Source organism: Marinobacter antarcticus (genome assembly GCF_900142385.1).
Classification (GTDB): domain Bacteria; phylum Pseudomonadota; class Gammaproteobacteria; order Pseudomonadales; family Oleiphilaceae; genus Marinobacter; species Marinobacter antarcticus.
Genome location: NZ_FRAQ01000001.1, coordinates 1139983 through 1154900 on the forward strand (window position 1 = coordinate 1139983; position 14918 = coordinate 1154900).

General features: G+C 55.1%; 11 protein-coding genes. 10 read left to right on the forward strand and 1 reads right to left on the reverse strand.

Annotated elements, in window-relative coordinates; genetic code table 11:
* Positions 1-33 precede the first annotated feature (33 nt).
* From dnaK to greA, 6 genes are all read left to right on the forward strand, one after another.
* On the forward strand, positions 34-1959 hold the full coding sequence (gene dnaK, locus BUA49_RS05350; protein ID WP_072796113.1) for a molecular chaperone DnaK: 1926 nt from the start codon (positions 34-36) through the stop codon (positions 1957-1959).
* A 77-nt stretch (positions 1960-2036) separates the two neighbouring features.
* A complete protein-coding gene (dnaJ, locus tag BUA49_RS05355; RefSeq protein ID WP_072796114.1) occupies positions 2037-3170 on the forward strand; it encodes a molecular chaperone DnaJ in 1134 nt (377 codons plus the stop codon).
* A 24-nt stretch (positions 3171-3194) separates the two neighbouring features.
* The gene (gene dapB / locus BUA49_RS05360; protein ID WP_072796115.1) at positions 3195-3995 is read left to right on the forward strand and encodes a 4-hydroxy-tetrahydrodipicolinate reductase; all 801 of its coding nucleotides are present in this window, start codon (positions 3195-3197) and stop codon (positions 3993-3995) included.
* Positions 3996-4220: 225 nt separating this feature from the next.
* Positions 4221-5351, forward strand: coding sequence for a glutamine-hydrolyzing carbamoyl-phosphate synthase small subunit (gene carA / locus BUA49_RS05365; RefSeq protein ID WP_175547550.1), 1131 nt, complete (start codon positions 4221-4223; stop codon positions 5349-5351).
* Positions 5352-5440: 89 nt separating this feature from the next.
* Positions 5441-8671, forward strand: coding sequence for a carbamoyl-phosphate synthase large subunit (carB, locus tag BUA49_RS05370; RefSeq protein ID WP_072796117.1), 3231 nt, complete (start codon positions 5441-5443; stop codon positions 8669-8671).
* 10 nt (positions 8672-8681) lie between these two features.
* Positions 8682-9143, forward strand: a complete 462-nt coding sequence (gene greA, locus BUA49_RS05375; protein ID WP_407656687.1) for a transcription elongation factor GreA — start codon at positions 8682-8684, stop codon at positions 9141-9143.
* 85 nt (positions 9144-9228) lie between these two features.
* Here greA and yhbY read toward each other — a convergent pair whose 3' ends face one another.
* Positions 9229-9540, reverse strand: a complete 312-nt coding sequence (gene yhbY, locus BUA49_RS05380; protein ID WP_072796119.1) for a ribosome assembly RNA-binding protein YhbY — start codon at positions 9538-9540, stop codon at positions 9229-9231.
* Positions 9541-9863: 323 nt separating this feature from the next.
* On the opposite strand from yhbY, the gene ftsH reads away from it, so the two are divergent.
* The 4 genes from ftsH to tpiA all read left to right on the forward strand — a co-directional run bounded on the left by ftsH (position 9864) and on the right by tpiA (position 14897).
* Positions 9864-11810 (forward strand): ATP-dependent zinc metalloprotease FtsH, encoded by a 1947-nt coding sequence (gene ftsH / locus BUA49_RS05385; RefSeq protein ID WP_217650398.1) that lies wholly within the window; start codon positions 9864-9866, stop codon positions 11808-11810.
* 78 nt (positions 11811-11888) lie between these two features.
* The gene (gene folP, locus BUA49_RS05390; protein ID WP_072796120.1) at positions 11889-12719 is read left to right on the forward strand and encodes a dihydropteroate synthase; all 831 of its coding nucleotides are present in this window, start codon (positions 11889-11891) and stop codon (positions 12717-12719) included.
* Positions 12719-14062: a phosphoglucosamine mutase gene (glmM, locus tag BUA49_RS05395; protein ID WP_072796122.1), complete on the forward strand. Its 1344-nt coding sequence runs from the start codon at positions 12719-12721 to the stop codon at positions 14060-14062. The genes folP and glmM overlap by 1 nt, the downstream gene beginning before the upstream one ends.
* 76 nt (positions 14063-14138) lie before the next feature.
* Positions 14139-14897, forward strand: coding sequence for a triose-phosphate isomerase (tpiA, locus tag BUA49_RS05400; RefSeq protein WP_072796123.1), 759 nt, complete (start codon positions 14139-14141; stop codon positions 14895-14897).
* Positions 14898-14918 lie beyond the last annotated feature (21 nt).

Genomic DNA, 14918 nt, shown 5'->3' on the forward strand with positions numbered 1-14918 from the left:
AAGTACAGCATTCAGAAGAACTGGAGTGATTCAATGAGCAAGATTATCGGTATCGACCTAGGAACGACCAACTCCTGTGTTGCCATTATGGATGGCGACAAGGTTCGGGTTATTGAGAACGCAGAGGGTGATCGCACCACCCCGTCAATCATCGCTTACACCGATGAAAATGAAATTCTGGTTGGGCAATCTGCCAAGCGTCAGGCGGTTACCAACCCCAATAACACCATATATGCCATCAAGCGTCTGATTGGGCGTCGTTTTGAAGACGACGTTGTTCAAAAAGACATCAAGATGGTGCCTTACAAAATCGCCAAGGCTGACAACGGCGACGCTTGGGTGGATGTAAAGGGCCAGAAAATGGCACCACCGCAGATTTCTGCGGAAATCCTGAAGAAAATGAAGAAGACCGCTGAAGACTACCTTGGCGAGAAAGTGACTGAAGCGGTTATCACCGTTCCGGCTTACTTTAATGATAGCCAGCGCCAGGCTACCAAAGACGCAGGTAAAATTGCCGGTCTGGAAGTGAAGCGCATCATCAACGAGCCCACCGCTGCTGCTCTGGCTTATGGCCTGGACAAGAAAGGCGGCGACCGCACCGTGGCCGTTTATGACTTGGGCGGTGGTACCTTCGACCTGTCCATTATCGAAATTGCTGATGTAGACGGCGAGCACCAGTTTGAAGTGTTGGCCACCAACGGCGACACCTTCCTGGGCGGCGAAGACTTCGATATGAAAATCATCGAATTTCTGGCTGACCAGTTCAAAAAAGACAGCGGCATTGATCTGCGCGGCGACTCACTGGCCATGCAGCGCCTGAAAGAAGCCGGCGAAAAAGCCAAGATCGAACTGTCCAGCAGCCAGCAGACAGACGTTAACCTGCCCTACATCACTGCCGATGCCAGTGGTCCCAAGCACATGAACGTCAAGCTGACCCGTGCCAAGCTGGAATCCCTTGTAGAAGACCTGGTGCAGCGCACTATGGAGCCTTGCAAGGTGGCCCTGAAAGACGCCGGCATGAGCGCCAGTGAAATCAACGAGGTTATCCTGGTTGGTGGTCAGACCCGTATGCCGCTGGTTCAGGAGAAGGTTAAAGAGTTCTTTGGCAAAGAAGCCCGTAAGGATGTGAACCCTGACGAAGCCGTTGCCATGGGCGCAGCGATTCAGGCGGCTGTACTTTCTGGTGATGTAAAAGACGTACTGTTGCTGGATGTGACTCCGTTGACCCTGGGTATTGAAACCATGGGTGGCGTCGCTACGCCGCTGATCGACAAGAACACTACGATTCCGACCAAAAAATCGCAGACCTTCTCTACAGCGGATGACAGCCAGACTGCCGTAACGATTCATGTTGTTCAGGGTGAGCGTAAGCAGGCGACACAGAACAAGTCTCTGGGTCGTTTTGATCTGGCAGACATTCCACCCGCACCGCGGGGCGTGCCGCAGATCGAAGTTACTTTCGATATTGATGCCAACGGTATTCTGAATGTGTCTGCGAAAGACAAGGCTACCGGCAAAGAGCAGTCCATCGTGATCAAAGCGTCTTCTGGCCTGAACGACGATGAGATTGAAAAGATGGTGCAGGATGCCGAGGCGAACGCCGAAGAGGACCGCAAGTTCGAAGAGCTGGTTAAGGTTCGCAATCAGGGCGATGCCATGGTTCACGCTGTGCGCAAGACTCTGAAAGACGCTGGCGACAAGGTTAGCGACAGCGAGAAAGAATCGATCGAAGCGTCCATCAAAGATCTGGAAGAAGCACTGACCGGTTCTAACAAAGACGACATCGAAGCCAAAACCCAGAAACTGACCGAAGTTTCAGGTGAGCTGGCCCAGAAGATGTACGCAGACCAGGATGGCCAGACAGAGCAGGCCGGCGGCCAGGAAGACGCGAAGTCGCAATCTGCTGACGATGCGGTGGATGCCGAGTTCGAAGAAGTCAAAGACGACGAAAAGAAGTAAATCTGACGTACATCAGGTAGTTGGAAAACGCGGAGCTACTCCGCGTTTTCCGCGTTTAAAAAACAGGGTTTTAAAGCATGGCCAAGCGCGATTATTACGACATTCTCGGACTTTCCCGGGACGCGGATGAGAAAGAAGTCAAGCGGGCGTACCGAAAGCTCGCGATGAAGTACCATCCCGACCGCAACCCGGAAGACAAAGACGCCGAGAACAAGTTCAAAGAGGCCAGTGAAGCCTATGAAGTGTTGGCGGATCAGTCCAAGCGGGCGGCCTACGACCAGTTCGGTCATGCCGGCGTAGATGGCCAGGCCGGTGGCGGCTTCGGAGGCGGAGGCGGAGGCAATTTCTCCGATATCTTTGGTGATGTGTTTGGCGACATTTTTGGTGGTGGCGGCGGTCGCGGCCGCAACACCCGCGGCTCGGACCTGCGTTATACCCTGGAGTTGGATCTCGAAGAGGCGGTAAAGGGAAGAACCGTAGAGATCACAATTCCCGGGCATCGAGAGTGCGGCAGTTGTGACGGCAGTGGCGCTGAAAAGGGCTCTCGCCCTGAGGCCTGTAGTACCTGTAAAGGTATGGGGCAGGTGCGCATGCAGCAGGGTTTCTTTACCGTGCAACAGGCTTGCCCCACATGTCGGGGATCCGGCCAGATTATCAAAAATCCCTGTAAAGTCTGCCACGGTCAGGGCAGGGTGCAGGAAGAAAAGACGCTCTCCGTCAAAGTGCCTCCGGGCGTGGATACCGGTGATCGTATCCGGCTCTCCGGCGAAGGCGAGATGGGCATAGAGGGCGGCCCTTCGGGCGATCTGTATGTGCAGATGTCGGTGCGTGAGCACTCGATTTTCACTCGCGATGGTCGCAACCTTTATTGCGAAGTGCCGATCAGTATTATTGATGCCACCCTTGGCGGCGAGCTTGAGGTGCCAACGCTGGATGGTCGCGTGAAGCTCCGGATTCCCCCGGAAACCCAGACCGGAAAACTCTTCCGGCTGCGAAACAAAGGCGTCAGCCCGGTTCGCGGAGGTCCTTCCGGCGACCTGTTGTGTCGTGTGACGGTTGAGACTCCGGTCAATCTGACCAAACGTCAGAAAGAGCTGCTGGACGAGTTTCAGGTAACCTTGGATGGCAGTAACAACGGCACGAACCACGCACCGAAGAAAACATCCTGGTTTGAGGGTGTTAAGAGCTTCTTCGACGAAATGAAATTCTGATCAGCTTTATACAGGGAAAAAGCCATGAGGGTAGCAATCATCGGCGCCACCGGGCGCATGGGTAAGGTGCTGATTGAAGCGGTTGACGGCACGGAAGGGCTCGAGCTCGGTGCCGCTGTCGTCGAGCCCGGCAGCAGCCTCATCGGTGCGGATGCCGGTGAAATGAGCAGCATCGGCAAAACCGGCGTAAAAATGGCTGGCACCCTGGCTGACGTGAAAGACGATTTCGACGTACTTATCGACTTCACCTTTCCGGATCTGACCCTGGAAAACGCCGAATTCTGCAAAGCCAACGGTAAAATGCTCGTTATCGGTACTACCGGCCTGTCCGACGCCGAGAAAGAGCAGTTGGCTTTTGCAGCAGAATCCGCTCCCGTGGTGTTTGCGCCCAACATGAGCGTAGGCGTTAACGTCGTCCTGAACCTCCTGCGCACAGCGGCAGCCGCGCTGGGTGATGACTACGACGTTGAAATCATCGAAGCTCACCATCGCCATAAAAAAGATGCACCCTCCGGCACCGCCCTGCGCATGGGCGAAGTCGTTGCTGATGCGCTTGGTCGTGATCTTAAAGAGTGTGCGGTATACGGTCGTGAAGGTTTCACTGGGGAGCGTACCCGTAAGGAAATCGGCTTCGAAACCATTCGTGCCGGTGACGTGGTGGGAGATCACACCGTACTTTTCGCCACGGAAGGTGAGCGCATCGAGATTACCCACAAGGCAAGCAGTCGTATGACTTTTGCCAAGGGAGCCATGCGCGCCGCGCTGTGGTTGAAAGATAAGCCTGCCGGCTTGTACGACATGCAGGATGTTCTATCGTTGAAGTAATGCCGGGTGGTGATTTTACATGGACAAAAAACCGCATATTTCTTACAATAAGGCGGTTTAACTGCACCAAGCGTAGGCTTTGAATAGCCCAGGGAACAAAAGCCGTTCCCGGATAACAAAAAGCGGGACGGAGTTTTTACTCCCTCTCGCTTTTTTGCGACCTGAATTTGCGCTTGCGTTCCTGTTCGTGACGAACCGATACGCCACTCGATGAGGATACAAGCCTTGAGCACACCCGCAATCCTTGCACTCGCAGACGGAAGCCTGTTTTACGGCACCGCTATTGGCGCTGACGGCGAAACCAGCGGCGAAGTGGTGTTCAACACCGCTATGACCGGTTATCAGGAAATACTGACCGATCCGTCTTATGCACGCCAGCTCGTTACCCTGACTTATCCTCACATCGGTAACACCGGTGTGAATGAAGAAGATGTCGAGTCAGACCGCATTCAGGCCGCCGGCCTGATTATTCGCGATCTGCCTCTGGTCGCCAGCAACTGGCGCAGCACCGGGTCACTGGACGACTACCTGCGAAGCAGCAGCATTGTCGGAATTGCCGATATAGATACCCGGCGCCTGACGCGCATTCTCCGTGACAAAGGCTCACAGAGCGGGGCTATTGTGGCTGGAGCTGACGCCACTGCCGAGCGTGCGCTGGAACTGGCTAACGCATTTCCGGGGTTGAAAGGTATGGACCTGGCCAAAGAGGTCACCTGCGACAAATCCTATAAGTGGACTCAGGGCGAGTGGACACTCGGCGAAGGCTACGCGAAGGGTGGCGAGTCGAAGTTCAAGGTTGTAGCTTGGGACTACGGCGTCAAGTTCAACATTCTGCGTATGCTCGCATCCCGTGGCTGCGATATTACCGTTGTACCCGCGCAAACTCCGGCTTCAGAAGTACTGGCGATGAATCCGGATGGCATATTCCTGTCCAACGGCCCGGGCGATCCTGAGCCCTGTGATTACGCAATCAAGGCGATTCAGGAAGTGCTGGAAACCGAGATTCCGGTGTTTGGCATATGCCTGGGGCACCAGCTTCTGGCACTGGCCAGCGGTGCGAAAAGTGTGAAGATGGGGCATGGCCATCATGGCGCTAACCACCCGGTTCAGCGTCTTGAAAATGGCACCGTCATGATTACAAGCCAGAATCACGGCTTTGCGGTAGATGAAGCCTCCCTTCCTGCTGTGCTGGAAGTTACCTATAAGTCGCTGTTCGATGGCACTTTGCAGGGTATCCGCCGTACCGATAAGCCGGCCTTCAGTTTTCAGGGGCATCCTGAGGCGAGCCCGGGTCCTAGTGATGTGGCGCCCTTGTTTGATGAGTTTATCCATTTGATGGAAGCCCGGAAGGGATAGCGCCGGCTCACCGACAGATACGTCATCCCAGACACGCGCTGCTTTTTGCGCTGCAAGAATTTAAACGTTGCTGACAGGTTTACCAAGACATGCCAAAACGGACCGATATTAAAAGCATCCTGATTCTGGGCGCAGGCCCGATTGTGATCGGGCAGGCGTGCGAATTTGATTACTCCGGCGCTCAGGCCTGCAAAGCCCTGCGTGAAGAAGGTTACCGGGTGATCCTGGTTAACTCGAACCCGGCCACCATCATGACCGACCCGGTGATGGCGGATGCCACCTACATCGAGCCGATTAACTGGCAGACCGTCGCCAAGATCATTGAAAAAGAAAAGCCTGACGCACTGCTGCCCACCATGGGTGGGCAGACCGCGCTTAACTGTGCGCTTGATCTCGAAAAGCACGGCGTGCTGGCGGAGCATGGTGTGGAAATGATCGGCGCCAACGCCGACACTATCGATAAGGCAGAAGACCGGAGTCGCTTCGACAAGGCCATGAAAGCCATTGGTCTTGAATGCCCGCGTGCCTCCATTGCCCACACTATGGCAGAAGCCTGGACAGTTGCTGAAGACATCGGCTTTCCATGCATCATCCGCCCATCGTTCACCATGGGCGGTTCTGGCGGCGGTATTGCATACAACCGGGACGAATTTGAAGAGATCTGCACCCGCGGTCTTGATCTCTCACCCACCAACGAGCTGCTTATTGATGAGTCGTTGATTGGCTGGAAAGAGTATGAGATGGAAGTGGTTCGCGACAAGGCGGACAACTGCATCATTGTATGCGCCATTGAGAACTTCGACGCCATGGGCGTGCATACCGGGGATTCCATAACCGTCGCGCCGGCGCAGACGCTGACCGACAAAGAATACCAGATCATGCGCAATGCCTCTTTGGCAGTGCTGCGTGAGATAGGTGTGGAAACCGGCGGCTCCAACGTACAGTTTGGCATCAATCCGGACACTGGCCGGATGGTCGTTATCGAGATGAACCCGAGGGTTTCGCGTTCATCGGCACTGGCTTCCAAGGCTACCGGTTTCCCGATTGCCAAAGTGGCAGCCAAGCTGGCGGTCGGTTACACACTCGATGAGCTACGCAACGAGATAACCGGTGGCGTAACGCCTGCGTCGTTCGAGCCCAGCATCGACTATGTTGTTACCAAGATTCCGAGATTTACCTTTGAGAAGTTCCCCCAGGCCGATGCTCGCCTGACTACCCAGATGAAATCTGTGGGTGAAGTCATGGCCATTGGTCGCACCTTTCAGGAATCTCTGCAGAAAGCTCTTCGGGGTCTGGAGGTTGGTTCTGATGGTTTTGATGAGCAGCTTGAAGAGTTTACCTCGGAAAGTTCTCGTGAAACGCTCACCCGCGAGCTCAGCGTTCCCGGTGCCGAGCGTATCTGGTACATCGGTGATGCTTTCCGGGCCGGGCTGAGCGTGGATGACGTGTTCCAGTACACCAAGGTTGATCCCTGGTATCTGGTGCAGATCGAAGATCTTATCCGTGAAGAGCAGGCTCTGAAGTCCGCCGGCAAGGCTGATATTGATCATGCCACTATGTTCCGACTCAAGCGCAAGGGTTTCTCCGATGCGCGTCTGGCCAAGTTGTTGGGCATAACCGAAGCGAGCCTGCGCAAGCTGCGGCATGATCTGAACATTCGCCCGGTTTACAAGCGCGTGGACACCTGTGCGGCGGAGTTTGCTTCTGATACCGCCTATATGTACTCCACCTATGAGGAAGAGTGCGAAGCGGATGCCAGCGATCGTGAGAAAATCGTGGTTATCGGCGGCGGTCCTAACCGGATTGGCCAAGGCATCGAATTTGATTACTGCTGTGTGCACGCGGCCCTCGCCATGCGTGAAGACGGCTATGAAACCATCATGATCAACTGTAACCCGGAGACTGTATCGACCGACTACGACACCTCCGACCGGTTGTACTTTGAGCCGATTACGCTCGAGGACGTGCTGGAAATTATCCACATAGAGAAGCCTAAAGGCGTGATCGTCCAGTACGGCGGCCAGACACCGTTGAAGCTGGCCCGAGGGCTGGAGGCTGCCGGCGTACCCATTATTGGTACCAGCCCGGATGCGATTGACCGCGCGGAAGATCGTGAGCGGTTTCAGCAGATGATTAATCGCCTGGGGCTCAAGCAGCCGGAAAACGCCACTGTGCGTAGCCATGAGGAAGGTATTCTGGCTGCCCGTGAGATCGGTTATCCGCTGGTGGTGCGCCCGTCATACGTGCTGGGCGGCCGAGCCATGGAAATTGTTTACGGAGAGGAAGAGCTGGTGCGCTATATGCGCAGTGCCGTATTGGTCTCCAACGATAGCCCGGTATTGCTGGACCACTTCCTCAATGCCGCAATCGAGGTGGATATTGATGCTATCTGCGACGGCAAAGATGTGGTTATCGGCGGTATTATGCAGCACATTGAGCAAGCGGGTATTCATTCCGGTGACTCTGCATGCTCGCTACCGCCATACACTCTGCCGTCCGACGTGCAGGACGCCATGCGCGAGGCCGTAAGGAAAATGGCCATTGAGCTGGAAGTAGTGGGCCTGATGAACGTGCAGCTGGCCTGGCAGGATGATGAGATTTACGTGATTGAAGTTAACCCCCGTGCTTCAAGGACCGTGCCCTTTGTCTCCAAAGCCATCGGTGTATCGCTGGCCAAGGTGGCGGCGAGGGTCATGGCGGGGACGTCTCTTGCGGAGCAGGGCTTTACTAAAGAAGTGGTGCCCAGTTATTACGCTGTAAAAGAGTCTGTCTTCCCGTTCAACAAGTTCCCGTCCGTTGACCCGATCCTCGGACCGGAGATGAAATCCACAGGTGAGGTTATGGGGCTTGGTGACAGCTTTGATGAGGCTTTTGCCAAGGCTTCACTGGCCATCGGAGAGCGGCTGCCGTCCGAAGGAACAGTGTTCATGTCGGTTCGCGATGTGGACAAGGCCGGTGCCATTCAGGTTGCCCGCGATCTGGTTAGCACCGGGTTCAGGCTTATTGCCACCACCGGCACCGCTAAAGCCTTTCGCGAGGCGGGGCTTGAGGTGGCGCGGGTGAACAAGGTGGGTGAGGGGCGGCCCCACATAGTGGACGCTATCAAGAACGGCCAGGTTCAGCTTATTATTAATACAACTGAGGGGCGCAAGGCAGTGTCCGATTCGGCGCAGATTCGCCAGTCAGCTCTGCAGACCAAAGTAGCCTACACAACAACACTGGCGGGCGGCGAAGCCTTCTGTCGGGCCATCAGGTTCGGCCCGGAGCGAACAGTACGCCGTCTGCAAGACCTTCACGCAGGGAAGTATGATTATGAGTGAAAGAGTACCTATGACAAAAGCGGGCGAGACCCGCCTTCGTGAAGAGCTCCAGAAGCTGAAGTCTGAGGATCGTCCCAGGGTTATCGCCGCGATTTCGGATGCGCGAGAGCATGGTGATCTGAAAGAAAACGCTGAGTATCATGCTGCCCGGGAGCAGCAGAGCTTCATAGAAGGCCGTATTCAGGAAATCGAAGGCAAGCTTTCAGCTGCTCAGGTGATTGATGTCACCGACATGGAGAATACCGGTCGGGTTATCTTCGGAACCACTGTTCATCTGATGAACATGGATACGGATGAGCAGGTTGTATACAAGATCGTTGGTGAAGACGAAGCTGACATCAAAAAAGGCAAGCTTTCCATCTCGTCGCCCATTGCCCGCGCTCTGGTTGGCAAGAGCGAAGACGATGTTGTGGCTATCCGCGTGCCCTCCGGCACCGTGGAGTACGAAATCGAAAAGGTGGAATACATCTGATTCGTGCGGCGCTGGCCTTTGCCGGCGCACAAGAACAAAAAACCGGCTGTGTTATGCGCACAGCCGGTTTTTTGTTCTACTGATGTCAGTTTTTGTGGCGCAGCAGATTGGACAGTTTTGGGTTGGGCTTCTTTGCCCTGCGCATAATTACCGCAATCTTGCCAATGGTCTGCACCACTTCTGCGCCGCTGGACTCGCACAGGGTTCTGATCGCTTCCTGGCGGCCTTCGCGGTCCTGGCTCGCCACTTTAATCTTGATGAGTTCGTGGTCGTTCAGGGCGCGCTCCAGCTCTTCCTGAAGGTTCTCGGTCAGGCCCTTGTCACCCACAATAATGACGGGCTTCAGGTTATGGGCAATAGCCCGGTACTCCCGGCGCTGTTCCGGTGAAAGGCTCATGATGTAATCTCTTTATCGGTGCAATTAACAAAAGGTCAGCGGCATATTCGCTGGCAACGTCGTATAATTTTTGGATTGTAACAGACAACCTTGTATAACAGATCACCTTGCGGGCGTTGTAATTTCCGAGATGGGGCCCACATACAAGGGATGCGGGGGTTTATCCGGCGTTCAGGAACGTCTTCAGGTTGAGATCCGCAGCTACGTTTTTCTGTAGCAGTTTCGGGTAGGCCGTTTCTGGTGGATAGACGTACAATTGGTGTAAGGTATCAGTAAAGAGTAGTTGCTTCGCAGGTCTGCTCTCAATTCACAGGTGGCGATCCTTGAACGATATGGCAAAAAATCTGGTTCTCTGGCTTATAATAGCCGCAGTACTGCTGATGGTGTTTCAGAATTTCTCTCCCACCACCAGCGGTCAGCAAGTCAATTATTCCCAATTCGTTGAAATGGTTCAGCAGGGCCAAGTCAACAAAGTCACTATTGATGGTCTGGAAATTGAGGGCACCCGCGCCGATGGTTCCCAGTTTCAGACGATTCGCCCACAGGTGGCGGATAACAAGCTGATGGACGATCTGCTCGCGAATCAAGTAGAAGTGATCGGCAAGGAGCCGGAGCGGCAGAGCTTGTGGACGCAGTTGCTGGTGGCGGCATTCCCGATACTGATCATAATCGCACTGTTCGTGTTCTTTATGCGCCAGATGCAGGGCGGCGGGGCTGGCGGCAAAGGCCCCATGTCGTTTGGTAAAAGCAAAGCGAAGCTGATGAGTGAAGACCAGATCAAGACCACGTTTGCCGATGTGGCCGGTGTGGATGAGGCCAAAGAAGATGTTAAGGAGTTGGTGGACTTCCTTCGGGATCCCAGCAAGTTCCAGCGTCTTGGTGGCAGCATTCCCAAAGGCGTCTTGATGGTGGGGCAGCCGGGTACCGGTAAAACACTGCTGGCCAAGGCCATCGCTGGTGAAGCAAAAGTTCCGTTCTTCTCGATTTCCGGTTCCGACTTCGTGGAAATGTTCGTAGGTGTCGGTGCATCCCGTGTGCGAGACATGTTCGAACAAGCCAAGAAGCAAAGCCCCTGCATTATCTTCATCGACGAAATCGATGCGGTCGGCCGCCATCGTGGTGCCGGCATGGGTGGTGGTCACGATGAGCGTGAGCAGACCTTGAACGCGCTACTGGTTGAAATGGACGGCTTTGAGGGTAATGAAGGCGTTATCGTTATTGCTGCGACCAACCGCCCGGACGTTCTTGACCCGGCACTGTTGCGCCCGGGACGTTTTGACCGTCAGGTCGTGGTTGGGCTGCCCGACATTATTGGTCGTGAGCAGATTCTCAAGGTGCACATGAAGAAAGTGCCCCTGGATGAAAATGTTGAGCCCGCGCTTATTGCACGTGGCACCCCAGGCTTCTCCGGTGCCGATCTTGCGAACCTGGTTAACGAAGCAGCGCTTGTTGCGGCTCGTCGAAATATGCGCCTGGTCTCCATGGAAGAGTTTGAGCTGGCAAAAGACAAGATCCTGATGGGCGCCGAGCGCAAGTCCATGGTGATGAGCGAAAAAGAAAAGCTCAACACGGCTTACCACGAGTCTGGTCACGCGATTGTTGGCCGGCTGATGCCGGAGCATGACCCGGTTTACAAGGTGAGCATTATTCCCCGTGGGCGCGCCTTGGGTGTGACGATGTTCCTCCCCGAGGAGGACAGGTACAGTCATAGCAAACGTTTCCTGATCAGCTCCATTTGCAGCCTCTTTGGTGGTCGTATTGCCGAAGAGCTGACGCTGGGTTTTGATGGCGTGACTACCGGCGCATCGAATGACATCGAGCGAGCTACCAGCCTGGCCCGTAACATGGTCACCCGCTGGGGGCTGTCTGAGAAACTCGGGCCGCTGCAGTATGATACCGACAGTGAAGAGCCGTTCCTTGGGCGCTCTGCTGGGCAGTCCCAGACGGTCTACTCGCCCGAAACGGCGCAGCGTATTGATGAGGAAGTCCGCAATATCATCGATACCTGTTACGAGAAGGCTACGAAAATTCTGGTCGATAACCGGGATAAGCTGGATCTCATGGCTCAGGCGTTGATGAAGTATGAAACTATCGATCGCTACCAGATCGATGACATCATGGAGGGCCGCGCGCCGCGTCCGCCGAAAGGTTGGGATGACAGGGGCTCTGCAGGTGGTGCCAAGGCTGACGATCCGGAGCAGACTTCCGGAGCTAAGCCTTCTGATGATGGCCGTCGGTCTGATTTGGGTCGGCCTGCTGGAGAGCATTAAGGCTCCTGGCTTCAGATGTCTGAGTTGACTCGCGCCGCCCTGATTTTGGGCGGCGTTTGTTTTTATTGAGATTATTTTATGGAAATGAAGTTTGCGGGGCGAGTGCTGGATATGTCCCGCTGTCATGTAATGGGCGTTCTCAATGTGACGCCTGACTCGTTCTCTGATGGTGGTCGGTTCAACCAGTTGGATGTAGCGCTTTTAAAGGCTCGCCAAATGGTCGCTGATGGCGCGACGTTTATTGATGTGGGCGGAGAGTCCACCCGCCCAGGTGCAGCCAGAGTGTCGGTTCAGGAAGAGCTGGACCGCGTTTGTCCGGTGGTCGAAGCGCTTGCACGGGAGCTGGATGTGATTGTTTCCGTAGATACCAGCACTCCCGAAGTGATGTCTCGGACGACTGAGCTCGGTGCCGGGCTGATTAACGATGTGAGAGCGCTGCAGAGGGATGGTGCTCTGACTGCCGCAGCAACTGCGGGAGTGCCCGTATGCATCATGCACATTCAGGGTGAGCCGGAAACCATGCAGGATCAGCCCGACTATCGGAATGTGCTGCGTGAGGTCGGCGAGTTCCTGACCGGGCGCGTTCGAGCGGCGGAGAAGGCAGGGATACCGGCGCACAATATAATTCTGGACCCGGGTTTCGGGTTCGGGAAAAACCTCCAGCATAATCTGCGTCTGCTCGCGTCACTGGAGCAATTGCAGATTCTGGGTCACCCCCTGCTGGTGGGAATGTCCAGAAAATCCATGCTTGGCCAGATTACGGGGCGGGAGGTTGATGAAAGGTTGCCCGCGAGCCTTGCGGCCGCGACAATAGCGGCGTTGAAGGGCGCAAGTATTGTTCGCGTGCACGATGTCAGGGAAACTGTAGATGCCGTCAAAGTGGTGACGGCCGTAAAGGAGGCAGTTTAATGGCCGGAAGAAAATATTTTGGCACGGATGGAATACGCGGCAGGGTGGGTGAGTCCCCGATTACGCCGGAATTCATGTTGCATCTGGGGTGGGCCGCCGGGCAGGCCTTCAAGCGGACTGGTCAACGGAACAGTGTGCTGATTGGCAAGGATACCCGGCTGTCAGGTTACATGTTCGAATCAGCTCTGGAGTCCGGGTTGTCGGCTGCGGGCGTGGATGTGAAGCTGTTGGGCCCCATGCCAACGCCGGCCATTGCTTACCTGACTCGCACCTTCCGTGCATCCTTGGGTATCGTTATCAGTGCCTCCCATAACCCGCATCATGATAATGGCATCAAGTTCTTCTCTGCTGATGGCACCAAGCTGGATGATGCGCTGGAAGCAGAAATTGAGCGCTGGCTGGATAAGCCGATTGAGGTCTGTAGTCCGGGCGAGCTGGGCAAGGCGTCACGGGTGGAAGATGCTCCGGGGCGCTACGTCGAGTTTTGTAAAAGCACGGTGCCGAACGAGTTCACACTGGATCATATGAAGATTGTCCTGGATTGCGCTCACGGGGCAACTTATCACGTTGCTCCAAAAGTGTTCCGCGAATTGGGCGCGCAGGTATCAGTTATTGGTGCAGAGCCGGACGGGCTTAACATCAATCTCAATGTTGGCTCAACGCATATGGGTGCCCTCAAGCAGGCTGTTATTGATAAGGGCGCGGATCTGGGTATTGCTTTTGATGGCGATGGCGACCGGGTTCTGATGGTTGATCGCGACGGCTCCGAAGTAGACGGAGATGAGCTGCTGTATGTGATTGCCTCCCAGCGGTTTGCCGAGGGTCGCCTTAAAGGTGGTGTGGTCGGCACGCTGATGACCAATTTTGGGGTTGAGTTGGCGCTGACAGAAATGGGTATTGCATTTGAGCGTGCCAATGTCGGCGACCGCTATGTAATGGAGCGCCTGCTGGCCAATAACTGGGTGCTCGGCGGAGAAGGTTCCGGCCACCTTGTCATCCGCGACTGCACAAGCACCGGCGATGGCATTGTCTCTGCGCTCCAGGTGCTGCTATCTATCGTCAAGTCTGGTAAAACGCTCGCTGAGTTGCGCCAAGGTATGAGCAGGCTGCCCCAGACGATGATCAATGTGCGTGTTTCCAAGCGTTTTGACCCTTTCAGTCGCGATGATATTGTTGCGGCGGTTCAGAAGGCTGAGTCAGAGCTTGGCAGTTCGGGCAGGATACTGCTGCGGGCCTCCGGGACGGAGCCTTTGATCCGCGTAATGGCGGAAGGTCAGAGTGCTGACGATATCCGTCGTGTCGTCGAAAAGCTCGTGCAAGTCGTGGAAAATTCAACGCCCTGATTTTGTTGGTTTCGGGCGGTTGTCTGCTTTGAGGGACTGCTGTATAGTGCGCCCTCCCTTACATTCGGGAACTGTTATGCGACGCAGGATTGTAGCCGGAAACTGGAAGATGAACGGGTCGAAAGACCTCTCGGAAAAACTGGTTGGCGATGTCCGGTCCGAGGCCGTGTCTCTTGATAACGGCGTAGAGGTTGTTATTATTCCTCCCGCAATTTATATCGGGGATGTGGTGAAACAGGCCCAAGGCGCCGTATCAGTTGGCGTTCAGAATGTAGGTCGGTGGCAGTCGGGTGCTTATACTGGGGAGATTTCCCCGGGTATGGCTAAAGATTCAGGTTGCCGCTATGTGCTCGTAGGTCACTCTGAGCGCCGCCAGCTTTTCGGTGAATCCGACGAGATGGTTGCGGAGAAAGTGTCGCTTGTTGTTGCCAGTGGTTTGAACGCCATTGTGTGTGTTGGCGAAACACTGGAAGAGCGTGAGTCCGGGCAGGCTGAAGCAGTGGTTGCTGGCCAGGTGCGCACAGGCTTATCGTCGGTGTCACAAGGTGAGTGGCAGAGTATCGTGGTAGCTTACGAGCCGGTCTGGGCAATTGGTACCGGTAAAACGGCAACCTCAGATGATGCTCAGGCTATGCACGCAGCTATACGGAGCGTCCTGAAAGATATGGGCGCCCCGGCCGAAGAGATTTCGCTGCTTTACGGCGGCAGTGTAAAATCGGATAATGCAGCTGCTCTTTTTTCAGAGCCGGATGTAGACGGCGGTTTAATTGGCGGCGCATCGCTGGTCGCAAAAGAATTTATGAGTATCTGTCGGTCTTTTCCGACGGGTGCCTAAAGTTAAAGGTTCGCGAGAGTC

What these genes read in the sequence shown, in the direction of transcription:
- dnaK (WP_072796113.1), top strand. Translation starts at nt 34, where the DNA reads ATGAGCAAGATTATCGGTATCGACCTAGGAACGACCAACTCCTGTGTT.
- dnaJ (WP_072796114.1), top strand. Translation starts at nt 2,037, where the DNA reads ATGGCCAAGCGCGATTATTACGACATTCTCGGACTTTCCCGGGACGCG.
- dapB (WP_072796115.1), top strand. Translation starts at nt 3,195, where the DNA reads ATGAGGGTAGCAATCATCGGCGCCACCGGGCGCATGGGTAAGGTGCTG.
- carB (WP_072796117.1), top strand. Translation starts at nt 5,441, where the DNA reads ATGCCAAAACGGACCGATATTAAAAGCATCCTGATTCTGGGCGCAGGC.
- greA (WP_407656687.1), top strand. Translation starts at nt 8,682, where the DNA reads ATGACAAAAGCGGGCGAGACCCGCCTTCGTGAAGAGCTCCAGAAGCTG.
- yhbY (WP_072796119.1), bottom strand. Translation starts at nt 9,540, where the DNA reads ATGAGCCTTTCACCGGAACAGCGCCGGGAGTACCGGGCTATTGCCCAT.
- folP (WP_072796120.1), top strand. Translation starts at nt 11,889, where the DNA reads ATGGAAATGAAGTTTGCGGGGCGAGTGCTGGATATGTCCCGCTGTCAT.
- glmM (WP_072796122.1), top strand. Translation starts at nt 12,719, where the DNA reads ATGGCCGGAAGAAAATATTTTGGCACGGATGGAATACGCGGCAGGGTG.
- tpiA (WP_072796123.1), top strand. Translation starts at nt 14,139, where the DNA reads ATGCGACGCAGGATTGTAGCCGGAAACTGGAAGATGAACGGGTCGAAA.